At 62.1% G+C, this 26211-nt stretch carries 18 protein-coding genes and 1 pseudogene; 10 read left to right on the forward strand and 9 right to left on the reverse strand.

Going from position 1 to position 26211, the window contains the following annotated elements; genetic code table 11:
• Window positions 1-2 precede the first annotated feature (2 nt).
• From SB822_RS40915 to SB822_RS40945, 7 genes are all read right to left on the reverse strand, one after another.
• A complete protein-coding gene (locus SB822_RS40915; protein ID WP_007743731.1) occupies window positions 3-1517 on the reverse strand; it encodes an OprD family outer membrane porin in 1515 nt (504 codons plus the stop codon).
• Between the two features lie 155 nt (window positions 1518-1672).
• The gene (locus tag SB822_RS40920) at window positions 1673-2668 is read right to left on the reverse strand and encodes an ABC transporter ATP-binding protein (RefSeq protein ID WP_410857368.1); all 996 of its coding nucleotides are present in this window, start codon (window positions 2666-2668) and stop codon (window positions 1673-1675) included.
• On the reverse strand, window positions 2665-3678 hold the full coding sequence (locus tag SB822_RS40925) for an ABC transporter ATP-binding protein (RefSeq protein ID WP_410857369.1): 1014 nt from the start codon (window positions 3676-3678) through the stop codon (window positions 2665-2667). The genes SB822_RS40920 and SB822_RS40925 overlap by 4 nt, the downstream gene beginning before the upstream one ends.
• 1 nt (window position 3679) lies before the next feature.
• Entirely contained in the window at window positions 3680-4564 is an 885-nt protein-coding gene (locus SB822_RS40930) for an ABC transporter permease (RefSeq protein ID WP_165489560.1), read from the reverse strand.
• Between the two features lie 11 nt (window positions 4565-4575).
• A complete protein-coding gene (locus SB822_RS40935) occupies window positions 4576-5514 on the reverse strand; it encodes an ABC transporter permease subunit (protein ID WP_009771521.1) in 939 nt (312 codons plus the stop codon).
• An 18-nt stretch (window positions 5515-5532) separates the two neighbouring features.
• Window positions 5533-7149 (reverse strand): ABC transporter substrate-binding protein, encoded by a 1617-nt coding sequence (locus tag SB822_RS40940; protein WP_079500744.1) that lies wholly within the window; start codon window positions 7147-7149, stop codon window positions 5533-5535.
• 208 nt (window positions 7150-7357) lie between these two features.
• Complete coding sequence (locus tag SB822_RS40945) at window positions 7358-7927, reverse strand: cupin domain-containing protein (protein WP_007743723.1); 570 nt, start codon at window positions 7925-7927, stop codon at window positions 7358-7360.
• A 751-nt stretch (window positions 7928-8678) separates the two neighbouring features.
• On the opposite strand from SB822_RS40945, the gene SB822_RS40950 reads away from it, so the two are divergent.
• From SB822_RS40950 to SB822_RS40985, 8 genes are all read left to right on the forward strand, one after another.
• Entirely contained in the window at window positions 8679-10187 is a 1509-nt protein-coding gene (locus SB822_RS40950; protein WP_007743720.1) for a peptide MFS transporter, read from the forward strand.
• A 51-nt stretch (window positions 10188-10238) separates the two neighbouring features.
• On the forward strand, window positions 10239-10493 hold the full coding sequence (locus SB822_RS40955) for a hypothetical protein (protein ID WP_410857370.1): 255 nt from the start codon (window positions 10239-10241) through the stop codon (window positions 10491-10493).
• A gap of 768 nt (window positions 10494-11261) precedes the next feature.
• Entirely contained in the window at window positions 11262-12731 is a 1470-nt protein-coding gene (locus SB822_RS40960; RefSeq protein ID WP_410857371.1) for a PLP-dependent aminotransferase family protein, read from the forward strand.
• A gap of 340 nt (window positions 12732-13071) precedes the next feature.
• Window positions 13072-13521, forward strand: coding sequence for an HU family DNA-binding protein (locus SB822_RS40965; RefSeq protein WP_007587329.1), 450 nt, complete (start codon window positions 13072-13074; stop codon window positions 13519-13521).
• A 1575-nt stretch (window positions 13522-15096) separates the two neighbouring features.
• The gene (locus tag SB822_RS40970; protein WP_007737896.1) at window positions 15097-16506 is read left to right on the forward strand and encodes a circularly permuted type 2 ATP-grasp protein; all 1410 of its coding nucleotides are present in this window, start codon (window positions 15097-15099) and stop codon (window positions 16504-16506) included.
• 130 nt (window positions 16507-16636) lie between these two features.
• On the forward strand, window positions 16637-17587 hold the full coding sequence (locus SB822_RS40975) for an alpha-E domain-containing protein (protein WP_007737897.1): 951 nt from the start codon (window positions 16637-16639) through the stop codon (window positions 17585-17587).
• 13 nt (window positions 17588-17600) lie between these two features.
• Window positions 17601-18407 (forward strand): transglutaminase domain-containing protein, encoded by an 807-nt coding sequence (locus SB822_RS40980; protein ID WP_009770770.1) that lies wholly within the window; start codon window positions 17601-17603, stop codon window positions 18405-18407.
• Between the two features lie 158 nt (window positions 18408-18565).
• Window positions 18566-19495: a proteasome-type protease gene (locus tag SB822_RS40985; protein WP_086919509.1), complete on the forward strand. Its 930-nt coding sequence runs from the start codon at window positions 18566-18568 to the stop codon at window positions 19493-19495.
• Between the two features lie 138 nt (window positions 19496-19633).
• Here the strand turns inward: SB822_RS40985 and SB822_RS40990 are convergent, their stop codons facing one another.
• Both SB822_RS40990 and SB822_RS40995 read right to left on the reverse strand, forming a co-directional pair.
• The gene (locus tag SB822_RS40990) at window positions 19634-20833 is read right to left on the reverse strand and encodes a porin (protein ID WP_009770771.1); all 1200 of its coding nucleotides are present in this window, start codon (window positions 20831-20833) and stop codon (window positions 19634-19636) included.
• Window positions 20834-21229: 396 nt separating this feature from the next.
• The gene (locus SB822_RS40995; protein ID WP_410857372.1) at window positions 21230-22543 is read right to left on the reverse strand and encodes a YihY/virulence factor BrkB family protein; all 1314 of its coding nucleotides are present in this window, start codon (window positions 22541-22543) and stop codon (window positions 21230-21232) included.
• Window positions 22544-22827: 284 nt separating this feature from the next.
• Between SB822_RS40995 and fdnG the strand changes: the two genes are divergently transcribed.
• Both fdnG and SB822_RS41005 read left to right on the forward strand, forming a co-directional pair.
• Window positions 22828-25899: a formate dehydrogenase-N subunit alpha gene (gene fdnG, locus SB822_RS41000; protein WP_410857373.1), complete on the forward strand. Its 3072-nt coding sequence runs from the start codon at window positions 22828-22830 to the stop codon at window positions 25897-25899.
• A 10-nt stretch (window positions 25900-25909) separates the two neighbouring features.
• Window positions 25910-26211, forward strand: a pseudogene (locus tag SB822_RS41005) (formate dehydrogenase subunit beta); the annotation flags it as partial.

Genomic DNA, 26211 nt, shown 5'->3' on the forward strand with positions numbered 1-26211 from the left:
AATCAGAACACCTTCACCGGCACATTCACCACCAGCCGATACTCCATATTATCCGGGTCCGAATAGTGCGCCGTCGACTTGTGATACATCGCGATAAACGTAATCTTCGTATCCTTGAACCGCCCGCTTTGCAGCGTATAGCTCGGAATAAAGCCGATCTCATGGTGCGTGCCGTGCACATACTCGCCATTTCGCGTATACGGCCCGATAGCATTTGACGCCGCGCCAGCCGAAGCATCCGCGCCCCAGCCCGTCACGCCCCACAGCATCGCCTTGAAGCCGGGCAAGCCGGCATACTTGCCATCAAACGTATACCGCAACTGGAACGACTTTTCATGCGGCGCGTTGTAGTCAACGTCCATCGAGTTCACGAGATAAATGCCGTTCGTCTCGTTCACATAATCGAAGAACTGGTCGCCAAGAATCTGCTGATAACCGAGCAACACCTGATGCGGACCATGCTGCGCCGACAGCGACAGGCTATACGCATTGTTGTTGATATGCCCTTGCAGCGCCGAACCCGTCTGATGCGTCGAGTAGATGTTCGCAAGACCCGCCCACTTGACAGTGTTCACATCGCCGATCGAATGCGAGATCGCCGCGTAGAACTGATTCCACACGTCTTCCGCCTGGTCCGCGTACAGCGTGACCGTACCGTTGGGCGAATAGTCCCAGTTGCCGCCGAAGTAGGACAGGCGCTTGAACGTCGTGCCGCCGTACGATGTCGTCAGGTCTACGAGGTTCGTGTGGCCGCGCGGGTCGACCTTCGTGAAGCTGCCCGCTTGCAGCGTGACGTTATGGATATCGTTGCTCACGGCCGACACGCCGAGGAACGTCGGCGGCAACGCGCGGTTGTCGTGCGGTTCCATGAACGGGTTGTTGTCGACGATCTGCAAGCCATACTTGACGACCGTCTCGGAGATGCGCCCCTTGATGTCGTACATGCCCGGATACGCCCACGCGAGCTGATCGGAGCCGCCGCCGCCCTTCGCCACGTGCACCATGTTGCCCGCGCCGTTGCCGCCGTCGAGCTTGAGCGCGGCAAACAGCGACGCGTCGAAACCGAGTCCCACGGGCCCTTGCGTAAAGCCCGATTCGAAGTTCGCCTGCATGCCCTGAACCCACGCGTGACGGTGCGGCCCGCCTTCGTTGTCGAACTGGTCGGCGTAGTTGCGGAACAGCAGGTTCAGATGGCTGTCGGCGATCAGGCCTTTGCTCTTCGCCTGGCTCGACAACGGCGCGGTCGGCGTCACGGCCTGGTCGGCTTCGGCGTTCACGAGCGCGTTGTTGGTTTCGGGCTGCACCTCCGCGACATTCGGTGTGTGTTTGAGCTTCGGTTTGGCTGGCGCCGTGGGCGACGCCGGCGCAGCCTGCGCCACGGCGGCGCTCGCCGCGGCAGGTACGGCGGGCGCAACTGCGTCGTCGGCCAGCGCGGCGGTGGCGATCGTCAGTGCGGGCAGGCCCACTGCCAGCAACGCGAACTTCGATGCTCCTGATGTGGATCGTTGGGTTGTCATTGCAATTCCATTTTTTCTAGTTGATGAAACAGCGGCGCGGCGGTCGGCCGTGCCACACTTTCTCGCCCGTTCCCGCCGTCGCGCGAACGAACGCCTCCCTCGGCGCAGCGGCTAGCTGCGTCGTGGAAAAAGGTTTGTGTGAAGCTAAAGGGTTGTCAGGTCATGACGGCGCGTATGCAGGCGACCTGCGTATGACCGATGCCCGTTGCGCTCGTAACGGGCCGCTCGTTCGCGCAGGCATCGATTGCATCCGGGCAGCGCGTGCGGAACGCGCAGCCCGAAGGCGGCGTGAGCGGCGACGGAATCTCGCCGCGCAACAGCACATGCTTGCGCGCGCGCTCGGCAGCCGGGTCGGGCAGCGGCACGGCCGACAGCAGCGCTCGCGTGTAAGGATGCTGCGGCTCGCGATACACGTCGCGCTTGTCGCCGAACTCCATCACGCGGCCCAGGTACATCACGAGCACGCGCTGGCTGATCGCCTTCACGACGGCCAGATCGTGTGCAACGAACAGCAGCGACAGCGACAGCTCGCGTTGCAGATCGCGCAGCAGATTGACTATCTGCGCCTGGATCGACACATCGAGCGCTGACACCGGCTCGTCGCAGATCACCAGTTGCGGCTCGCCGATCAACGCGCGCGCGATGCCCACGCGCTGGCACTGGCCGCCCGAGAATTCGTGCGGATAGCGGCGCAGATGATGGTTGCTCAAGCCGACGCGTTCGAGCATGGTCCGCACGCGAACGCGTATCTCCTCACGGCCGAGTTGCGGTTGATGCGTCTTCAGCGGCTCCGCGACGATCTGTTCGATCGTCATGCGCGGATCGAGCGATGCGAGCGGGTCCTGAAAAATCATCTGCACGTCGCGGCGAATCTGTGCGGTATCACGTGACGTGCCTTTCACCGACTCGCGTCCTTTCCACTGCACGCTGCCCGAAGTCACCGGCGTAAGGCCGATGATCGCGCGCGCAAGCGTCGACTTCCCGCAACCGGATTCTCCGACGAGCCCCACGGTCTCCCCACGACGCACATCAAACGACACACCGTCGACGGCGCGCAGGGTCGCCTTCTTCGACCACGGATAGCCGCCCTGCGCGATGCTGAAATGCACGCTGAGGTTGTCGACCTTGAGTAGGGTTACCTGAGCGCTCATAGCACCTCCGCGATAGCCTGGACGGGACGATGGCACGCGCGCAGCGCATGGACTTCGCCTTCGATCGGTTCGAGCGCCGGACGGGTCGCGCGGCATCGCTCTTCGGCGTACGTGCAGCGCGGCGCGAATGCGCAGCCTTGTGTCGCCATGCCCGGCAACGGCGGATTGCCCGGAATGGTTTGCAGCGGCTGGTCGTAATCGTCGGTGAGTCGCGGCAGCGCGTTCAGCAGGCCGATCGTGTACGGATGCGTCGGCGCGGCGAACAGTTGCTGCGCGGGCGCCTGTTCGACCGTTTGCCCCGCGTACATCACCATCACGTCGTCGCACAGACCGGCCACCACGCCCATGTCGTGCGTGATCAGGATGATCGCGGTGCCGCGCTCGCGGTTCAGCTCGCGCAGCAGTTCGATGATCTGCGCCTGCACGGTGACGTCGAGGGCCGTGGTCGGTTCATCGGCGATCAGGATTTCGGGTTCCGACAACAGCGCCATCGCGATCATCACGCGCTGACGCATGCCGCCCGAGAACTCGTGCGGATACATGCCGATACGGCGCGCCGCATCGGGAATGCGCACGCGTTCGAGCGTTTCGATCGCGCGCTGCTTCGCCTCGCGGCGCGACAGCTTGCGATGCAGTTGCAGCGTCTCCGTCATCTGCCGCTCGATTGTGAGGAACGGATTGAGCGACGTCATCGGGTCCTGGAAGATCATGCCGATGCGATCGCCGCGAATACGGTTGAGCGCGGCCTCGTTCATCGTCAGCAGGTTCGTGCCGTTGTAGAGCGCGTCGCCGCTGACCTTGCCGTTCTTCGCGAGCAGGCCGAGCAGTGCCATCACGGTCTGGCTTTTGCCCGAGCCCGATTCGCCGACGATGCCGAGCGTCTTGCCTTTGTCGAGCGAGAACGACACGCGCTGCACGGCGTCGACGGGCGCGCCGTCGCGGCGTGCGAAGCGCACGCTCAGGTCTTTGACTTCGAGTAGTGCCGGGTTATGTGCCATCTTCTCTGCCATCTCAGCGGTCCTTCGGATCGAGTGCATCGCGCAGGCCGTCGCCGACGAAGCTCACGCTATAGAGTGTCGCGCACAGCATGAGAGCGGGGCACAGCAGCAGCCACGGCGTCGATTCGAGCTTCTGCGCGCCGTCCTGGATCAGCACGCCCCAGCTCGTCATCGGTTCCTGCACGCCGAGGCCGAGAAACGACAGCACCGATTCCGTCAGCACGATGCCCGGCACCGTGACCGTCGCATAGACGACCACGACGCCGATCAGGTTCGGCACGATATGGCGCGTGATGATCGAACGCGAATCGACGCCGATCGCTTTCGCTGCGTCGATGAATTCGCGCGAGCGCAACGACAACGTTTGCCCGCGTACGACGCGCGCCATGTCGAGCCACGAAAAGGCGCTGATGGTCAGCACGACCAGATAAAACGCGCGACCGAACAGCGTCATCATCAGGATCGCGATCAGCATGTAGGGGATCGCGTACATCATGTCGACGATGCGCATCATCACGGCATCGACTCTGCCGCCGAGATAGCCGGCCGTCGCGCCCCACGCGACGCCGATCAGTCCCGATACGAGCGTGCCGAGCAAACCGACTTCGAGCGACACGCGCCCGCCGACCAGCGTGCGCACCAGCAGGTCGCGGCCGAGTTCGTCGGTGCCGAACCAGTGCATGTTGTCGAGTGTCGGCGCGAGGCTGATCGCGGACCAGTCGCTGTCGATCGCGTTGTTCGGCGACAGCAGCGGCCCGACGAAGCACGCGAGCATGATGACGGCCAGCAACAGAAGCGCGACGAACGCCGCGCGATTGCGCACGAAGCGGCGCGCGGCCGTCGCGAGCGGGCTGCGCGAAGGCGGCGCATCGACGACGGTCAATGAAACAGGTGGCATTCTCATCGGTTTCAATAGCGGATACGCGGATCGAGCCATGCGTACGCAAGGTCGACGAGCAGGTTGAAGAGAACAGCGACGGCTGTCGTCAGCACGACGAGGCCGAGCACCAGCGTGTAGTCGCGGTTGATCGCGCCGTTGACGACGAGCTGGCCGATACCCGGCAGCGCGAACACCGATTCGGTGACGACAGCCGCCGTGATCGACGAAATGCATACCGAGCCGAGCAGCGACACGACGGGCATCAGCGCGGGCTTCATCGCGTGGCGCAGGACGATCGTGCGCGCGGGCAGGCCCTTCGCCCGCGCGGTGCGGATGAAGTTGCCCGACAGCACTTCGATCATGCTGCCGCGCATCACGCGGGCGATCAGCGCGACGTTGATGATCGTCAGAAGGGCGATGGGCAGCACGCGATAGCGCCACTCGCCTTCGCCCCAGCCGCCCGCGGGCAGCCAGCCGTGGCCGTCCGCGGTCTTGAGCAGAATGGCGAACACCCACACCAGCAGCGGGCCGAGCACGAACGGCGGCACGACGTTGCCGATATTGCCGAGCACCATCACCGCGTGATCGATCACGCTATCGCGGCGCACGGCGGCAATCGTGCCGAGCGTGACGCCGATCACCACGGCGATCGGCACCGACACGCCGCCGACGCCGAGACTCACGGGCAGCGCCTTCAGCACGAGATCGGTGACGGACCAGTCGGTGTAGCGGAACGACAGGCCTAGGTCGCCGTGCAGCAGCGCCCACAGATAGTGCAGATACTGCTGCCACAGGGGCTCGTCGAGGTGATAGCGTGCGTTCAGGTTCGCGAGCGTGGCATCCGACAGATGCTTCTCGGTATCGAACGGGCCGCCCGGGGTGAGATGCAGCAGCAGATAGCATGCGGTGATCACGGCGAGTATCGTCGGGATCGCCCACAGCGTGCGGCGCAACGTGTATGCAAGCATGAGTGCGGTTCCTGCTGTTTAGTGCTTGAGCAAGTACAGGTCTTGCGACGCGCGCATGTCGAGATAGTTGGTCGATGCGTAGCCGCCGACGTACGGCTTCACCAGACGCGCCGCCGAGTACTGGAACAGCGGGATCATCGGATAGTCGTTCATCGCGAGGTCATGCGCCTGCGAGAGCAGCGTGGTGCGCTGCTTGTCGTCGGTCTGCTGGTTGGCCTGATCGATCAGCGCGTCGACCTTCGGGTTGCAGTAGTGCTGGTCGTTCTGCACGCTGCCGCAGCGGATCAGGTCGAAATACGACATCGCGTCGTTGTAGTCGACGAACCAGCCGTCGCGCGACGCCTGCACCTTGCCGTCATGACGCTGCTTGAGCAGCACCTTGTATTCGACGTTCTCCAGCTTCGCGGTGACGCCGAGCTTGGTGCGCCATTCCGACGTGACGAAGAGGGCAACCTTTTTGTGCAGATCGTTCGTGTTGTACGTGAAGGTGAACGTGAGCGGCTTCGCATCCGAGTAGCCGGCTTCCTTCAGCAGGTTGCGCGCGTAGTCGACGCGCTTTGCCATCGGCCATGATGCCCACTCCGGCTTGAAGACGGCGGCGCCTTCCGTGCCCTTCGAGATCAGGCCGTACATCGGCAGTTCGCCGCTCGACGTGAGCTTCGACGTCAGCAGCTCGCGATCGACCACCATCGACAGCGCCTGGCGCACGCGCTTGTCCTTGAAGACGGGGTCGTCGTTGTTGAGGCTGTAGTAATACGTTGCGATCTGCAGGCCCTTCTGCAACTGCTGGCCGAACTGCTTGTCGACCTGGTTGTAGATGCCCGACGGAATCGTGTACGTGTAGTCGAACTGTCCGGCCTGGTACATGCGCATTGCCGTTTCGTCGCTTTCGATAGGCAGATACGTGACCTTCGAGATCGCGACCTTCGGTGCGTTCCAGTAGTTGCCGTTCTTGTTGATGACGAGGCGGTTGTTCGGCTGCCAGTCGGTCAGCGCAAACGCGCCGTTGCCGACGAAGTTCGCCGGGCGCGTCCAGTCGTTGCCGAACTTCGTCACGACTGCCTTGTCGACGGGGGCCATCGTCGCCATCGCGGTCAGTTGCGGGAAGAATGCGGCGGGCACGTCGGTCTTCACTTCGAGCGTGTACGGATCGACGGCGCGCGCGCTGAGGCTCGTCACGGGCGCCTTGCCGGCGATGATCTCCTTCGCGTTCTTCACGAACTCGACGAGCACCGTGTACTTCGAACCCGTCTTCGGATCGACGACGCGCTGCCACGCATACACGAAGTCCGCTGCCGTGACCGGCTGGCCGTTGCTCCACTTCGCATCGTGACGCAGCTTGAAGACCCACGTGTCGGGCGCGGTGCGCGTCCACGACTGCGCGACGCCAGGCACGATCGCGCCCGTTGCGTCGATGCGCGTCAAGCCTTCGAACAGATCGAGGCCGATCGTGTTGCCCGTCCACGATTCGATGTGCGCGGGGTCGAGCGATTCGGTTTCGGCGGGAACCTGACGGGTCAGTTCCTGGCTCGCGGCGAGCGTGGCGCCCGACGGGACCGTGACGGCCGATGCGTGTTGCTGAAATGTGAGGACGAGCGCGGCCAGCGCCGTCGTGTAAACGAACGGTGTTTTCATGGTTGGATTCGCAGAAAAAGTCGGGAGAGAAACGCAAGCGGCACGGACGCCGCTAACGGTTATCCGCGTGATGAAGGCCGAGGTGGCCCTTGTTCGGTGTACGGCATGCAGGATTCCTTACAATTATTATTACAGGCATCCTACAGCGGAATTTTGTGCGCCCCCGGACTTGCGGAAGCGCTTCCAACCAGGATCGAATGCCTGCCTTCTAAAACAATCTCGGCGTACCTACCCACACGACGACCGATTCCTTGCGGGCCGTGTTGGCCCAGCTATGCGGCACCGTCGATTCGTAATGCGCGCTGTCTCCGGCGCGCAGCACGAAGGTCTTGCCTTCCAGCGTCAACGACACTTGCCCTTCGATGACATAGATGAACTCTTCACCGGCATGTGTCGTGACTTCGGAACGCTTTTGCCCGGGTGGCATCCTCACAAGGATGGCTTCCAACTGACGGCCCCCCGACAGATTGGTCATCCGGGCAAACAGGTTCGCCGAGTCTGCGAAACCAAAAAACTTCAACTCGTTTGCGCGACACACCGACCGCTCTTCGCTTGGTGTGTCGACGAAATACTGCACCTTCACTCCCAACGCATTCGCAATGCCTGCCAGCGACGTGATGGACGGCGACGCGAGACCGCGCTCGACCTGCGACAGGAACGGCTTCGAAATGCCTGCTGCTGTCGCTGTTTCGTCAAGCGTACGCTTCAGCCTTTGCCTCAGCGCGCGGATCTTGCTCCCCAGTGCAAGTGCCGTGTCTTTCTCAAGTGTCGTGACCATAACAAAACCAAATTAGTCCGTCAAAATTAGTTTGATATAAGCAAATTTTGTTTGATGACGTGTTGCTCTTTCCCGCTCAGCCTTGCGCGACTTGATAACTCTTCCATGCCGTTCACGCAGATCCGATCTTTTCGAGAAAGTACTCTATGTTGCCAGATCGCAAAGTTCACTTATTGGATTTGCGTTAGAAGACCGGTAATGCATTGAGACGGATCGTGCACGAGCGGCGCGCATGTCAGTGAATTCCCGAGGCGACAAGTCGCGTTTCGATGCGCACAATCGCAACCTCGCGCGGGTTGGCCCAGCCGGGCTGATCCGCCTGCACTCCCGTTTGCAGCGATCCTGCGACGGCGTTTTGATCGGTACGTCCTGACCGGACTGCCACCGACGAATGAAGGTGAACATCCATGTCGATTTCTTTCGCAGTCTTTCCGCATCCATCCCGCATATCCAGCACGCGTATTTCGATGCAACCGCCGAAGCGGTCCGCTCGCGCGATGCTTTATCATTGAGCCTTTCGTCACGCGCTGTTCGCGTTGACGGCCTCCCGCTGAAGTCCTGGTTGTTCCGTTTTCGACGCGGACCACGCTGTCCGTTGCTCGTATCGCACTGAACCGTCGCTCGATGCCGCTTTGCGCATCGGCTACGGCAAGTGATCGACGATCTCCAGTTTTTTCCAGCTTCGCCACGTGGCATTGCGTCCGCTCGACGCATGCGCGCGCGGCTGCTATAGCGTAAATAAGAGGAAAGCATGAAATCACCCGTATCCCAGACCCGGTCGTTTTCGACGGTCTTTCTCATTGAGATGTGGGAACGCTTCGGCTACTACGGCATGGCGGCGCTGCTCGTGCTGTTCATGATCGACCGGCTCGGCTTTGACGACAGCCGCGCGACGCTCACGTGGGGCGCGTTCGCGGCGCTCGTGTATGCGTCGCCGTCGATCGGCGGCTGGATTGGCGACAAGATTCTCGGCGCGCGTCGCTCGATGATTTTCGGCGCGCTGGTGCTGGCGGCTGGCTACCTGATGCTTGCGCTGCCGAACGACAGCCTCGAGTTCATGTATGCGTCGCTGGGCGTGATCGTGGTTGGCAATGGGCTGTTCAAGTCGAACGCCGCGAACCTCGTGCGGCGCATTTATGAAGGCGACGATGCGCGCATCGACAGCGCGTTCACGATTTACTACATGGCGGTGAACATCGGCTCGACGGTGTCGATGCTGGCGACGCCGTGGATCAAGGATCACTGGGGCTGGCACGCGGCGTTCGCCGTCTGTTGCGGCGGCATGTTGATCGCCGTGGTGAACTACTTCCTGATGTTCCGCACGCTGACGCACGTTGGTTCCGCGCCGGATGCCGAACCGATCCGCTGGAAGCGCGTGCTGGCTGTTGCGATCGGCGGGATCGCGCTCGGCACGGCGACGACGTTCGTGTTGCAGCACAAGGCGATTGCCGTCGCATGCGTGTACACGGCGGGCGTCGCGATTCTGGCGATCTTCGCGTACATGTTGCTCAGCTGCGAGCGGTCGGAGCGCTCAGGCTTGCTGGCTGCGCTGATTCTGACGCTGCAGGTGATTCTGTTCTTCGTGTTCTATCAGCAGATGTCGACGTCGCTGACGTTGTTCGCGCTGCGCAATGTCGATCCGACGTTCTCGCTGTTCGGTGCGCATTTGTTTACGTGGAGTGCTGCGCAGTTCCAGGCGCTGAATCCGATCTGGATCATGCTGCTGAGCCCGCTTCTTGCGATGCTATATACGAAGCTCGCGAAGAGCGGCAAGGACGTGCCGGTTGCGGCGAAGTATGCATTTGGTTTTGCGGTGGTGGCGGCGGGATTTTTCGTTTACGCGTGGAGCGGTAGTTTTGCCGTCAACGGGCGGGTGTCGTCGTGGTGGATGGTCGGGGGTTATGGTTTGTACTCGCTCGGCGAGTTGCTGGTGAGCGGGCTCGGGCTCGCGATGATCGCGCGATATGTGCCGGCGCGGATGAGCGGTTTTATGATGGGCGCTTATTTTGTGGCGACGGGTGTGTCGCAGTATCTGGGTAGTGTTGTTGCCAATCTGGCGAAGATGCCGGCTGGGGATCTCGATCCTTTGATCTCTTTGCCGCTGTATACGAAGCTCTTTGCTGAGCTTGGGTGGCTGGCTGCTGTTGGGGCTGTTGTTGCTATCTTGTTGCTGCCGCTGATGGGGCGCCTTTCGCGGGCGCATCAGCAGTGCGCTGAGCAAGCGCGCAGCGGTGAGGGCGTGGCGGCCTCGGTGCAGTAAGGTTTTCTTTTGCCCCTGCGGGGCAGAGCGGTCTTCCAAGGCGTGCCTTTCTTGGGTGCGCCTTTTTCTTTTGGTGTTGGTGTTGTGGGTTTGACTTTGCGCTGGTATCAGCGGTTGGGGCTTCGCGGCGCGGGTGTTGGTCTTGGTTTTGGTTTTGGTTTGCTCGTGTTGGCGCTGGCATCCGCGCTATGCCTTCGTGCTTCAAGCGTCGCCCCTGTGCGGGGCGGCACCTACTTTTCTTTGCCGCCGCAAAGAAAAGTAGGCAAAAGAAAGCGGCTAACACCGCCAGCTCTTGTGTTTGCCTGAGGGCCCCCAAAGGGTCTTACGCTTCACACGGCAACCACGTGACTCATGTTCGTTGCCAGCGCTCTTGCGGTGCGCCTCACCGACTTCACGCGCCCGCGTCGCAGCATGCCGTGCCAGATATTCCGCTGCCGCCCAGGTGGCAAACTGTGTGTAGGCCGTAGCGCTACACACGCCTCACTTCGGACCAATAGCGCACGCGTCCCACCCTGTAAGAGCGCCAAGCTATACGACGCGACAACCTACACACAGTTTGCCACCTGGGCGGCGCAAACCATTCGCTGCCGCTAGCCCGTGCACAGGCATTCGAAGCGGGTGAGGCGTTCATTCAGTGCGTTGGCAACGCACGCGAACAAGGACGCTGCCGTGTGAAGCGTAGGACCGGTTGGGGGCCCTCATGCAAGAAGAAGGATTGGCGGTGTTAGCCGCTTTCTTTTGCCTACTTTTCTTTGCGGCGGCAAAGAAAAGTAGGTGCCGCCCCGCATAGGGGCGACGCTTGAAGCACGAAGGCATAGCGCGGATGCCAGCGAAAAGGCAAAGCGCGGATGCCAGCGCAAACACGAGCAAACCAAAACCAAAACCAAGACCAACACCCGCGCCGCGAAGCCTCAACCGCGGATACCCGCGCAAGGTCAAAAAAACCAAACCGCTTGCGCAGCAAACACCTCAACTGCGAACGCACAAACAAACCCACCGAACCGCGACGCGCACGCTAAGCTAACAACAACCAGAAGCGCCGCAGGCAAAAACCAAACCAGAACCAAAACTGAAATGGAAATCCACCTATCCGTAGAGGGCCGCCACGACCTGGCGGGGCAAATCTACCGACAACTGCGCGCAGGAATAATCGAAGGCCGCCTGGCAGGCGGCACCCAACTGCCTTCGACCCGCGATCTCGCGACGCAACTCGGCGTCTCCCGCAAAACGACCCTCGACGTCTTCGAGCGCCTGCTCGCCGAGGGCTTCCTGCATGCGCGCCCCGGCTCGGGCACCTTCGTCGCCGGAGGTTTACAGCGGCTGCCCGCCGAAAAGCCAGCACACGCACGTGCCGCCCACGACGCGAAAACGGCCCCCAGCTCCAGCGCCCGCGCTCAACCGGTATGGCACACCGTCCCCGAGGTACTCAGCCCGCAAACGACGCCCGGCACACCGTACGACTTCATTGGCGGTATAACCGACAAGTCCCATTTCCCTTTCGACGTCTGGCGCCGCTGCGTGAACCACGCGCTTCGCGTGCAGTCGCGCGGACGCGGCACCTATCGCGATGCCGCCGGCGAACAGGAATTGCGGCTCGCGATCTCGCGCTATCTCGCGTTTAATCGCGCCGTCGCGAGTAACTGGGAGGACGTCATCGTGACGCAGGGCGCGCAGCATGCGCTCGACCTCATCGCACGCGTGACGCTACGTCCCGGCGACGTCGCCGCTATCGAAGACCCCGGCTATCCTCCCGCGCGCGCGTGCCTCACGGCCGTGGGCGCGAAGGTCGTAGCCGTGCCCGTCGATGCCGAAGGCCTGGTCGTGAGCAAGCTGCCGAAGCACGCGCGGCTCGTTTACGTGACGCCGTCGCATCAGTTTCCGCTCGGCATGCCGATGAGTCTCGCGCGGCGCGTCGAACTGCTCGAATGGGCGCAACAGCGCGACGCCGTCATCATCGAAGACGACTACGACTGCGAATACCGCTTCGAAGGACGGCCGATGGAGCCGCTGAAGAGTCTCGACCGCACGGGCCTCGTCGCGTACGTAGGAACGTTTTCAAAGACGATCTTCCCCGAGCTGCGCGTCGGTTACATGGTGCCGCCCGCGTCGCTATTCGACACGCTGTGCAAGGCGCGGCAGATTGGCGACTGGCATGGTTGCTCGCTGACGCAGACGGCGCTTTCCAGTTTCATGCTGAACGGTGACTTCGCCAAGCACCTGAAGCGGATGCACAAGCTTTACGCAGCACGCCGCGCAAGCCTGCTTGCGCATCTGCAGGGCGACCTCGCTCGCTGGTTCGAGCCTATCGTGCCGACGGCGGGTATCCATATGGCTGCGTTGCTGAAGGCGCCGCTCACCGAGGCGGCCGTGATCGAAGCGGCGCGCGACGAATCGATCGCACTGCATGGGCTCGCGCCTTTCTATGTGCGGGCAACGCCGCAGCCAGGGCTTGTATTTGGCTATGGCGGCATCGAGGCCGAACGGATCGACACCGCGCTTGCGACGCTCGCGAAGCTGCTGCCACGTGTCGAATCAAGGACTTGAGCGTGCTTTTGAGGGATCGTGCATGCCGTCCTGTCCGGCGTCCCTGACGCTTGCGCGCGTAACGGACGTTCAATTTCGTCGTTGAGACTGGGGTCTTCCTGCGAGGCGCTGGGCTTGACGATTCGTGCTGGACAGGTGCGGCGAAATCGCCAGGCGATCGCGTTTACCCCTTAAAAACAGGCTCGAAATGCGCGACGTAGTCAGCGCCACGCAACAAACCGTAACCGTTACACACAAAAGATTCGCGCAGAAAGCAAAAGCGCTTGTAGAATCCGGCGTTGAAGCGTGTGCATATCGCGTGCGCTTCTCGCAATCAATGACCCTTAGAGGTAGGAGAAATATGGCGACTTCCGCAAAAAAGGTAGCCAAGAAGGCTGCTACGGTACCGACGAAGAAGGTTGCTGCAAAGAAAGCTGCTGCTCCCGCAAAGAAAGTCACGGCTAAGAAGGTCGCCGTGAAGGCGTCCGGCGTTCCCTCGCCGATCAAGGACACCTTCACGAAGGCCTCGCTGGCTGCACACGTTGCGGAGCGTGCGGGCGTCGAGCCGAAGTCGGCGAAGGCAATTCTGGCTGCACTCGAAGACACGATCCTCGGTTCGGTCCACAAGAAGGGCGCTGGCGAATTCACGCTGTCGGGTCTTCTGAAGATCGTCGTTCAGACTGTTCCGGCGAAGAAGAAGCGCTTCGGCAAGGACCCGTTCACGGGTCAGGACCGCTGGTTCCCGGCGAAGCCGGCAAGCGTGCGGGTCAAGGCACGTGCGTTGAAGAAGCTGAAGGACGCAGCAGCGTAAAAGTTGAGGTGCCTCGATGGCGGCGCGAGCCGCTGTCGTTGGGTTGCTTTATCGCGGTCCCCGCATGCGGAAGTGTGTGGGGATTTTTTTTGTCTGCGACGCTGTGGGTGGGGTTGCTTTTGTGTTCTCAGCTGCGTTTGCTCCTTTGCGGCGCGGGCGGTTTTGTTTGGTGTTTTGGCCTTTGCGCTGGCATCCGCGGTTTGACTTCGTGGTGCGGACGGGTTGGTTTGCTTGTGTTTTTGCTGGCGTACGCGCTATGCCTTCGTGCTTCACGCGTTGCCCCTGTGCGGGGCGGCACCTACTTTTCTTTGCCGCCGCAAAGAAAAGTAGGCAAAAGAAAGCGGCTAACACCGCCAGATATTCTTCCTGCCTGAGGGCCCCCAACCGGTCCCACGCTTCACACGGCAACCACGTGACTCATGTTTGTTGCCAACGCTTTGAATTGACGCCTCACCCACTTCACGCACCCGCGTTGCAGCGTGCCGCGCCGGATATTCCTCCGCCGCCCAGGTGGCAAACTGTGTGTAGGCCGTAGAGTCACACACGCCTCACTTCGGACCGATAGCGCACGCGTTCCACCATGTACGAGCGCCAAGCTATACGCCACGACAACCTACACACAGTTTGCCACCTGGGCGGCGCAAACCATTCGCTGCCGCTAGCTCTTGTTCGGGTGTTTGAAGTGGGTGAGGCGATCATTCGAAGCGTTGGCAACGAACGCGAACAGAGATGCTGCCGCGTGAAGCGTAGGACCGGTTGGGGGCCCTCAGGCAGGAAGAATATCTGGCGGTGTTAGCCGCTTTCTTTTGCCTACTTTTCTTTGCGGCGGCAAAGAAAAGTAGGTGCCGCCCCGCACAGGGGCGACGCGTGAACGGCAGATACCGTAACGCGGATGCCAGCAAAAACACAAGCAAACCAAACCGGCCGCGCCACGAAGTCAAACCGCGGATGCTAGCGAAAAGACATGCCGCCCCGCGCAGGGGCGACGCATGAACGGCAGATACCGTAACGCGGATGCCAGCAAAAACACAAGCAAACCAATCCAGCCGCGCCACGAAGTCAAACCGCGGATGCCAGCGAAAAGACATGCCGCCCCGCACAGGGGCGACGCATGAACGACAGATACCGTAACGCGGATGCCAGCAAAAACACAAGCAAACCAACCCGGCCGCGCCACGCGGCCAAACCGCCGATGCTAGCGAAAAGACATGCCGCCCCGCACAAGGGCAGCGCGTAGACAGGAAACTCATAACGCGGATTGCATGACAGAGACAAACAGCCCAACTCCCGCGCCGCGAGCCAAAACCAAAACGAAGCCAAACCGAACCCCAAACCAGGGCCCGCGCCAGCCCCCCACCGCACCGTGTGCGCAACAACACGCACCGGAGTAGCGCATCCTCCCCCTCCGCGCTACGATGACAACGACAATCGAGCGCCATCGCAGTGCGCATTCTCAGTGCATCCACCGCGCGCAGCGCACAAATCCCGAATGGCATAACGCTTGCTTGATCGAGATTGAAAAACCGAATGCGCAGCGCATTCGCCTTCTATCCGACAAAAAGAGTGGGGCGTAACATGCGATGCTTTGACGAGATGCGTCAGTTCGATGACGCCGTGCGGCCGCATTATCAGCGGTTCGAACGCTGGCTCGTGCAGCAGGGCAGTGAGGCAATCGAGAGAAAGCGGGCCGAAGCCGATCTGCTGTTTCGCCGCGTCGGCATCACGTTCGCCGTCAACGGCGATCTGTCAGGTACGGAGCGGCTCATCCCGTTCGATCTGATCCCGCGCATCATCCCGCGCGGCGAATGGCAAACGCTCGAAGCCGGCCTCAGGCAGCGCGTCCAGGCGCTCAACCTCTTCATCCACGACGTCTATCACGACCGCAATATCGTCCGCGCCGGCATCGTGCCCGCCGATCAGGTCTACACCAACGCGCAATACCGGCCGGAAATGCAGGGCGTCGACGTGCCGCTCGCCGTCTACGCGCATATCGCAGGCGTCGACGTCGTGCGCGCCGGCGAGAACGGCGAGTTCTACGTGCTCGAAGACAATCTGCGCGTGCCGTCGGGCGTGTCGTACATGCTCGAAAACCGCAAGATGATGATGCGGCTCTTCCCCGAACTGTTCGTGCAGAACCGCATCGCGCCCGTCGCCCACTATCCCGATCTGCTGCTCGACACGCTGCGCTCGGTGGCGCCCGAAGGCGTCGACGATCCCGTCGTCGTCGTGCTGACGCCCGGTATGTACAACTCCGCCTACTTCGAGCACACCTTCCTTGCGCAGCAGATGGGCGTCGAACTGGTGGAAGGCAAGGATCTCTTCGTCGACGACAACTACGTGTTCATGCGCACCACGCAAGGGCCGCGGCGCGTGGACGTGATCTATCGGCGGGTCGACGACGACTTTCTCGATCCGCTCGCGTTCCGCCCGGATTCGGCGCTCGGCGTGCCGGGGCTGCTGACGGCGTATCGCGCGGGGCGTGTGGCGCTGGCGAACGCGATGGGCACAGGCATCGCCGACGACAAGTCGATCTATCCGTACGTGCCCGACATGATCGAGTTCTATCTGGGCGAAAAGCCGATCCTGAACAACGTGCCGACCTACCAGTGCCGCAAGCCCGACGACCTCGCCTACACGCTCGCGCATCTGTCCGAGCTCGTCGTCAAGGAAGTACATGGCGCCGGCGGCTACGGGATGCTCGTCGGGCCGGCGTCGACGTCGGCGGAAATCGAGGCGTTCCGACAGCGGCTGATCGAAAAGCCCGCCGGCTACATCGCGCAGCCGACGCTCGCGCTGTCCGCCTGTCCGACCTTCGTCGAAGCGGGTATCGCGCCGCGCCATATCGATCTGCGTCCGTTCGTCCTGTCGGGCAAGACGGTGACGATGTGCGCGGGCGGCCTCACGCGCGTCGCGTTGCAAGAGGGCTCGCTGGTCGTCAACTCGTCGCAGGGAGGCGGCACCAAAGACACCTGGATGGTCGACTGACGACATTCGACCGATGTTCCGAAGCGCCCGCATCGCGCGATGCAGGCGCAAAGCCGACAAACCACGGGCAACCCGGCGCGCTTCGCGTCACACGGCGACGAGAGCGCGTCCAACAACACGGAAAGCCGACATGCTGAGCCGCACTGCCGATCATCTGTTCTGGATGGCCCGTTATATGGAGCGCGCCGAGAATACCGCGCGCATGCTCGACATCAACCTGAAGGCGCAACTGTTGCCGCAGACGCCCGAACAGGAGGAGCGCACGCAGCGCTCGGTGCTGCGCATCTCCGAGCTGGAGCACGCGTTCGCGCAGCGCTACGACGAGCCCACCCGCGAAAACGTGCTCGATTTCATGGTGGCCGACCCGACCAACTCGTCGAGCATTCATTCGTGTTTGCAGGCAGCCCGCGAAAACGCGCGCGCGGTGCGCGGCACGCTGACCACTGAATGGTGGGAAACGATCAACGATACGTGGCTCGAATTCAACGAACGCACCGCGCACGGCGAGGTGGCGAACAACCTGTCGGCGCTGTTCGAATGGGTGAAGTTCCGCTCGCATCTGTCGCGCGGCGTGACGATCGGCACCGCGTTGCAGGACGACGCATTCTTCTTTACGCAGCTCGGCACCTTTCTCGAACGCGCGGACAACACGGCGCGCATTCTCGATGTGCGCTTTGCCGACGCCGAGCCGAACTCGCGCGAGGCTGCCCGGCAGCTCGAAGACTTCTATTACTGGACGTCGATTCTGAGTTCGGTGTCGGCGCTGGAGATCTACCGCAAGGTGTATCGCGATGTCGTGACGCCGGCGCGCGTGGTCGAGCTGATGATCCTGAATTCGCAGATGCCGCGCTCGCTGCTGGCGTCGCTCGATGGCGTCTGCGAAAACCTCGCGATGCTGCGCACGCAGGGCTCGAATCAATGCGAGCGCTTTGCGGGCAAGCTGCGCGCCGAACTGCTTTACTCGGATATCCGGCAGATTTTCGAAGCCGGTCTGCACGCGTGGCTCACGCAGTTTCTCGCCCGCGTGTTCGAACTCGGCAACATGGTCGCGCGCACGTACCTGATGCTGCCCGTTGCCTGATGGAGTGCCCTCAATGTATCTGACGATCCGCCACGACACCTCTTACCGCTACGAATCGACGGTCCATTACTCGATCCAGCAACTGCGCCTCACGCCATCGAGCGGTGCTTCACAGATCGTGCGGCGCTGGACGCTCGATGCGCCCGGCAAGCTCGACTCGACCTTCGACGCCTATGGCAACGTACTGCACACGCTCGTGCTCAACAAGCAGCACGACGAGATTCGCGTGCATGTATCGGGCGAAGTCGACACGTTTCCTTTGATCGACGGCCGGCTCGGCGACGATGCAGGCGCGATCCCGCTCGAGCATTTCACCTGCGCGACACGGTTGACCGACTGCGATCCCGCGATTCGCGAACTGGCGGCGTCCGTGCCGTCGCTCGACAAGGCGGCCGCGCTGATTGCGCTGTCGGAGAAGATCATCGATCGCGTGCAGTTCGAGACGGGCGCGACGGGCGTGACGAGCACGGCGTCGCAGGCGCTCGCGCTCGGCAAGGGCGTCTGCCAGGACCACGCGCATCTGATGCTCGCGTGCTGCCGCGCGCGCGGCATTCCGGCGCGCTATGTGAGCGGCTATATCGAACCGGGCGACGTCGAGCATGCGGCGAGTCACGCGTGGGTCGATGTGTGGCTCGCGGGTATCGGCTGGATTTCCGTCGACGTCACGCACGCTGCGTTTGCCAGCGAGATGTATTGCCGGCTCGCGTCGGCGCGCGACTATGAAGCGGCCTCGCCCGTGCGCGGACGGCGGATCGGCGGACTGGAAGAAACGCTCGATGTGTCCGTTGCCGTGAAGGCGCAGGAGCAGTCGCCGCAATAGGGAGCGCCGCGAAACCAGGGGTCTTTTCGGGCACACATCGGCTGCAGCGTGCCAGGCGCGCGCATTACAATGGCAGCGTCCCGCGGCGCTGCCCGCGGCCTGTGCCTTTTTCCGGCTCGTCCAACCGTTCGTTCGGGGCAGCCGTCTGGATTTCTGTCATGACTTACTGTGTGGCGATGTGCGTCGATGAAGGGCTCGTGTTCCTGTCGGATACACGGACCAATGCCGGCGTCGATCACATCAGCACCGCGCGCAAGATGTCGGTGTTCGAAGAGCCCGGCGAACGCATGCTGGTGCTGCTCGGCGCGGGCAATCTGTCGCTCACGCAGGCCGTGCTGCAAGAGTTGTCCGAGCCGACTGGACCTTCAGCACCCTCCGCTTCGTCGAAGCCCACGCTCTGGACCGTGCAGACGATGGCCGATGCCGCGCGCGTGGTCGGCCAGGCAGTGCGCGACGTGCACCTGCGCGAGGCGAATGCGCTGCAGGAATTCGGCGTCGACTTCAATTGCAGCTTTATTCTCGGCGGACAGATCCGTGAGAACGCGGAGAGCGGCAATGGCGCCGGACAATCGCGGCCGCGTCTCTTCATGATCTATGCGGCGGGTAATTTCATCGAATCGTCGCGTGTGAATCCGTACTTTCAGATCGGTGAGTCGAAGTATGGCAAGCCGATCATCGACCGCGTGCTGATCCCATCCACGCCGCTCGACGAGGCCGCCAAGTGCGCGCTGATCTCGATGGACTCGACGCTGCGCTCGAACCTCTCGGTCGGGCTGCCGCTCGATCTGCTCGTCTACGAGAAAGATACGCTGAAGGTGACGCGCTTCGTGTCGATCGATCAGGACAACGCGTATTACCAGATGATCCATCGCACCTGGGGCGAACGGCTTCGGCAGGTGTTCGGCGAGATTCCCGATCCGGACTGGCAAATCACGGGCGACGTGCCGCAGAACGGGCATGTCGGGGAGATGATGCTGTATCGGCCGCCGGGTGAGTTGCATGCGGATGCAGAGCGCGGCACGCCGGCTGTCGACGCGCGGCCCGCGCAGACTCTGGCGCAAGCCGACAAGCCTAAAACGCGCGGCTGATTACGCCGACACACCGCGCCCGCTTCAGGGCGCATCCACTTTTTCCACTGGGGCAATGAAAAAAGCCAGCGTTGGCTTGCGCCGCTGCTGGCTTCAGAGTACGGCTCGACGTCTCGAGCCGTGCGTCATATTGTTCTATTAGAACTTGTGACGGATACCCAAGCTGACGATTTCCTGGCTGGTCGAACCTGCGCCGTAGCCATACGAGCCAACCGATGCGCCTGCGTCGACGATGTTGCCCGTGCTTTGATCACGCTGATGGCCGCTTGCCTTCTGGTAAGCACCGAGCAGGTACAGGTCGGTACGCTTCGACAGATTGTAGTCGGCGCCCAGCGAAACCTGGTTGTAGCTTGCCGACGCGTCGCCAGAGCCGTGCGTGTAGGTGTAGCCCAGACCGAGCAGCATTGCCGGCGTGACCTGCCAGCCTGCGTAAGCGCCAGCAACCTGGTACTTCTGCTGCGACGCGAAGCCCGAGAATCCGTCCGGCTTGTACTGCGCGAAGCTGTAACGCAGGTTGAACGTGAACGGACCCGTGACATATTGGCCAGCTACCGACGTGATGTCGATCGACTTGGCAGACTGGTACGCGCCGTTGATGTTCGAGCCATCGAACGTAGCGTCCGACGTCACGCCTTGGCTCCAAGTGCCAGCCGGCGTTGCCGGGGTGACGCCGCGGCTTGCCGGCGTGTTGCCGTTTTGCATGCGGAAGTAACCAGCTGCGACGGCGAACGGACCGCCGCTCCACGTTGCTGCGCCTGCCCACGACTGGCCAGCGCCCGTTGCGCCAGCGACGCCGCCCAGAGCGTACATGCCTTCGAACTGGAAGCCGCTCCACACCGGCGACACGTACTTGATTGCGTTGTTCGTACGCGAGCTGTTGTCGTTGTTGTCAACGTCGCCCGGCGTCGTGAACGTGCTACCGAAGTAGTTGTCAGCCGTCAGCGGCTGGACCAGGTCGACGAGCGGGTCGTACTGGCGACCCAACGTGAACGTACCGTAGGCATCGTGCGTCACGCCAACGTATGCCTGACGGCCGAACAGCTTGGTGCCCGTGCCGTACGAGCCCATCTTGCCGTTGTTCGGGTTGAAGCCGCTTTCCAACTGGAAGATCGCCTTCAGGCCACCGCCCAGGTCTTCCGTACCCTTCATGCCCCAGCGGCTGCCTTGCAGGTTGCCTGCTGCCAGCTGCCACAGGTTGTCATTAGCCAGGTTCGAGTTGTGAACGTACTGGATCGAGTCATCGATCAAGCCATAAAGCGTCACGCTGCTCTGTGCATGTGCTGCGCCTGCAGCGCCGAGCAGAGCCAGCGAGAGCGTCGACAGTGCGATTCGTTTCATCCATTTCTCCACGCAGATGATTGGTTTTCGTTGTTGCGAAACGGAGAATAGCGCAGTGTCTCTAAGTGTAAGAACTGAAAAAAATTAAGGTGTATCGAAAAACCGACAGCCCGGTAGAAGCCTTGTATCGCAAGCTTGCCAACGATTGTTTCTGTTTCAGCAATATTGAATCTTTGGTTGTGGATTATTGTTGTTTTTATGACAGTGATCGATAGTATCGGTACGATTTACGTCATCAGGCGCGTGTTTCGTGTAAGAAAGTTGTCTAGTCGACTGCGGAAATTTCCGCTTCCACATTAAGAAGTCATAAAGGCTGCGAGCGTTCAGCTTGACGTTTCGGGTGGACAGTTTCGGTCGGATGTGATCGCGGCCGGCCGCCGCTGTTGAAGTGGACGCTTAACGGCTGGCGTTATCGGAAGGCGGCGTTTCAGCGTCGTTCGAAGCGTTGCAGCGCCGGGCGAACGCGGCCACGGCCATCGCGGTGCTCGCCGCGATCAGCATCGACTCCCATGGATGCCGCCGGACATAACGGTCCGCCGCGACGGCCCTGCGTCCTGCTTCGACGATCGTCACCGCGGCGGCGCGCGTCGCCTGCGTCTCGGCCTTGATGACAGTCTTGCCGATAGACACGGCCTTGCCGATGCCGGCGTCATGCTTCGCCAGCAATCGCGTTGCAATGGAAGGACGCGGTGTCGGCGGCGTGACGACTGAAGACGGCTGCGGGTCGCTCACTGGTCTGCGTCTCGCGTCTGTCGCCACCGTCGATGCTGCCAGCACGGACGCCAGCATCGCGCGGCTGCCCGGCGGCGTGGCGGGTGCGAGGCCCCACGCGCCACGGGGATCATGCATGCGGCCGCGCGCGGCGGCGAACTCCGCGCCGAGCAGCAACACGACCGCCGAGAAGTACAGCCACATCAGCAGCACCGCGAGCGAGCCGGCCGCGCCGAACGAATTGGCCATGCCGGCATGCGCGAGGTAGAGCGCGAAGAGCTTCTTGCCCGCAGAGAAGAGCGCGGCCGCCACCGTCCCGCCGACCAGCGCGTCGCGCCAGCGCACGGGCGCATCGGGCAGAAACTTGAGCAGCGCGGCGAACGCGAACGCGAGCACCATCCAGCCGACGGCCAGTTGCAGCAGATTGCCGATCACCACATACGGCGAGTCGCCCCAGATCCAGTTGCCGACAAACGTGATCGCCGTGTCGAGCACCAGCGACACGATCAGCAGGAACGCCACGCCGAGCACGAGGCCAAACGAGATCAGCCGCACGCGCACCAGCGCGAACACGCTCGACGCGCGCGGCGCCACCGACGGCCAGACGATATTGAGCGCGCTATTCAACGACGAAAAGGTCGCGGACGCGCCCACGGCCAGCAGGACGAACGAGATGATCGCAGCGATGCCGCCTGCGCCGCCGCTGCGATGCGCGTTCTGTACGATCGTCGTGACGGCCGCAGCGGCATCGTTGCCGAGCACGCTATGCACCTGTCTGAACAATTCGCCGCGCGCGGCTTCCGCGCCGAAGAACCAGCCGGAGATGGCGATCACCATCACGAGCGTCGGCGCGAGCGAGAACGCCGCATAGAACGCGATGCTCGCCGCCATCGCCGCGCAGCGGTTCTCGGAGAACTGCCGCAACGCGCCGGCAGCCCACGACGCCTGCTTCTTCGCGACCGTTTGCAGCTTGTCGGCGGACAGTGAATCGAGTTCCATGACGGTCCTTCATGACGAGGGTTGATACGCCGGACACACAACGCATGGCATCGCGGATTCATCGCGCATTGACGCGCGCCGGGGCATGCAGCTGACAATCGTATTACGCAAGCGTCATGCCCATCTACCTATGCGAACACAACAAGACTGAGCAACAAGACTGAACCACAACGCTGAGTCGTTGAGCATAGATCGTGCTGCGCATTGTGCTTCTGTCTGCTTACGATCGTCAGGAAACGACTTATACTTTTTTCACATCCCCACGAATAGAACGAGAGGCGATCATGTTGCAAATGTCCCGCCGTCAGTTTCTGAAGGTGACGGCGAGCACGCTGGCCGGATCGAGTTTGGCCCTGATGGGCTTCTCGCCGGAACCCGCGCTCGCCGAAGTCCGACAGTACAAACTGGCTCGTACTACCGAAACGCGCAACACGTGTCCCTATTGCTCCGTCGGCTGCGGCATCCTGATGTACGGCCTCGGCGACGGCGCGAAGAACGCGACTGCCAGCATCATTCACATTGAAGGCGACCCGGACCACCCGGTCAATCGCGGCACGTTGTGCCCGAAAGGGGCGAGCCTGATCGACTTCATTCATAGCCCGAGCCGTCTGAAGTATCCCGAGTATCGTGCGGCAGGTTCCGATCAGTGGCAACGCATCTCGTGGAACGACGCGCTCGACCGCATCGCGAAGCTGATGAAGGAAGACCGCGACGCAAACTTCATCGAAAGCACGCCCGACGGCAAGAAGGTCAATCGCTGGCTGACCACGGGCATGCTCGCGGCGTCGGCGGGCAGCAACGAGGTCGGCTATCTGACGCACAAGACTGTGCGCAGCATGGGGATGCTTGCGTTCGACAACCAGGCGCGTGTCTGACACGGCCCGACGGTGGCAGGTCTTGCCCCGACGTTTGGCCGTGGAGCGATGACGAACCATTGGGTCGACATCAAGAACGCGGACGTGATTCTGGTGATGGGCGGCAATGCGGCCGAGGCGCACCCGTGCGGTTTCAAATGGGTGACCGAGGCGAAGGCGCACAACAAGGCGAAGCTGATGGTCGTCGATCCGCGCTTTACGCGTACGGCGTCGATCGCGGATTTCTATGCGCCGATCCGCACGGGCACCGACATCGCGTTCCTTGGCGGCGTGATCAACTATCTGCTGACCAATGACAAGATCCAGCACGAGTATGTGAAGAACTACACGGACATGCCGTTCATCGTCCGTGAAGACTTTGCGTTCAACGACGGCATCTTCTCCGGCTACGACGCGAACGCGCACAAGTACGCAGACAAGACGACGTGGGACTACGAGCGCGGCGACGACGGCTTCGTCAAGGTCGACACGACGCTGCAGCATCCGCGCTGCGTGTACAACCTGCTCAAGCAGCACTATTCGCGCTATACGCCGGAGATGGTCGAAAAGACCTGCGGCACGCCGAAGGAGAAGTTCCTGCACGTCTGCGAGACGCTCGCGACGACTTCGACACCGGGTCGCGCGGGCACGATTCTCTATGCGCTCGGCTGGACGCATCATTCGATCGGCGCGCAGATGATCCGCACGGGTGCGATGGTGCAACTGCTGCTCGGCAATATCGGCATCGCGGGCGGCGGGATGAACGCACTGCGTGGCCACTCGAACATCCAGGGGTTGACGGACCTCGGCCTGATGTCGAATCTGCTGCCCGGCTACATGACGCTGCCGAACGAGCCGGAGCAGGATTTCGACGCCTACATCAAGAAGCGCGCAGCGCAGCCGCTGCGGCCCAACCAGTTGAGCTACTGGAAGAATTACCGCGCCTTCCACGTGAGCATGATGAAGTCGTGGTGGGGCGACGCCGCGACGGCCGACAACAACTGGGGCTTCGACTACCTGCCGAAGCTCGACAAGCCGTACGACCTGCTGCAGACCATCGAACTGATGCACCAGGGCAAGATGAACGGCTATATCTGCCAGGGCTTCAATCCGCTCGCGGCCGCGCCGAATAAGGCGAAGACGGCGGCGAGCCTGGCGAAGCTGAAGTGGCTCGTCATCATGGACCCGCTCGCGACGGAAACGTCCGAGTTCTGGAAGAACTACGGCGAGTACAACGACGTCGATGCATCGAAGATCCAGACGGAAGTGTTCCGGCTGCCGACCACCTGCTTCGCCGAAGAGCGCGGTTCGCTCGTGAGTTCGAGCCGCGTGCTGCAATGGCACTGGCAAGGCGTGGAGGGGCCGGGCGAGGCGCGTAGCGACCTCGAGATCATGTCTGGCCTCTTCCTGCGCATGCGCAAGGCGTACAAGGAGCAGGGCGGCAAGTATCCCGATCCCATCGTCAACCTGAACTGGACCTACGCGCATCCCGACAGCCCGACGCCCGAAGAGATCGCGATGGAGTTCAGCGGCAAGGCGCTCGCGGACCTGCCCGATCCCAAAGATCCGAGCAAGGTGCTCGTCAAGAAGGGCGACCAGCTGGCCGGCTTCGCGCAGCTGAAGGACGACGGCACGACGGCGAGCGGCTGCTGGATCTTCTGCGGCGCGTGGACCCAGACGGGCAACCAGATGGGCCGGCGCGACAACAGCGACCCGACGGGCATCGGCCAGACGCTCGGCTGGGCGTGGGCGTGGCCTGCGAACCGGCGCGTGCTGTACAACCGCGCATCGTGCGATGTGAACGGCAAGCCGTTCGACCTGAAGCGCAAGCTGATTGCGTGGAACGGCACGAGCTGGAGCGGGCCCGACATCCCCGACTACAAGATCGACGAGGCGCCCGAAAACGGCATGGGACCGTTCATCATGAACCCGGAAGGCGTCGCGCGTTTCTTCGCGCGCGACGGCATGAACGAAGGGCCTTTCCCCGAGCACTACGAGCCGTTCGAAACGCCGCTCGGCTACAACACGTTCCATCCGAACAATCCGCTGGCGACGAATAACCCGGCTGCGCGTGTGTTCCCGGACGACCGCAAGGCGTTCGGCAAGGCGGCCGATTTCCCGCATACGGCGACTACCTATCGTCTGACGGAACACTTCCACTTCTGGACCAAGCATGCGCGCCTGAACGCGATCATCCAGCCGCAGCAGTTTGTCGAAATCGGCGAAGACCTCGCGAAGCAGGTCGGCGTGGTGGCGGGCGACCGCGTGAAGGTGTCGAGCAATCGTGGGTACATCATCGCCGTGGCTGTCGTCACGAAGCGGATCAAACCGTTGATGATCGACGGCAAGAAGGTGCAGACGGTCGGCATTCCGTTGCATTGGGGTTTCAAGGGGCTCACGAAGCCGGGCTATATCACCAACACGTTGACGCCTGTCGTGGCCGACGCGAATTCGCAGACACCGGAATTCAAGTCGTTCCTCGTGAAGGTCGAAAAGGCATAGGGGAGGCGTCATGGCATTTCAATCGCTCGATATCAGACGTCTTTCCGCCACGACCGTGCAGCCGACGTCGGTGCGCGAGCCGGTGACCGGAGAAGTCGCGAAGCTGATCGATGTGACCAAGTGCATCGGCTGCAAGGCGTGCCAGACGGCGTGCATGGAGTGGAACGATCTGCGCGACGAGGTCGGCATCACGACGGGCGTCTACGACAACCCGCGCGATCTCACCGAGCATTCATGGACGGTGATGCGCTTCACCGAGTACGAGAACCCGAAAGGCGATCTCGAATGGCTGATCCGCAAGGACGGCTGCAT

Origin of the sequence: Paraburkholderia sp. SIMBA_054 (genome assembly GCF_046534875.1) — a bacterium.
Lineage (GTDB): Bacteria > Pseudomonadota > Gammaproteobacteria > Burkholderiales > Burkholderiaceae > Paraburkholderia > Paraburkholderia hospita.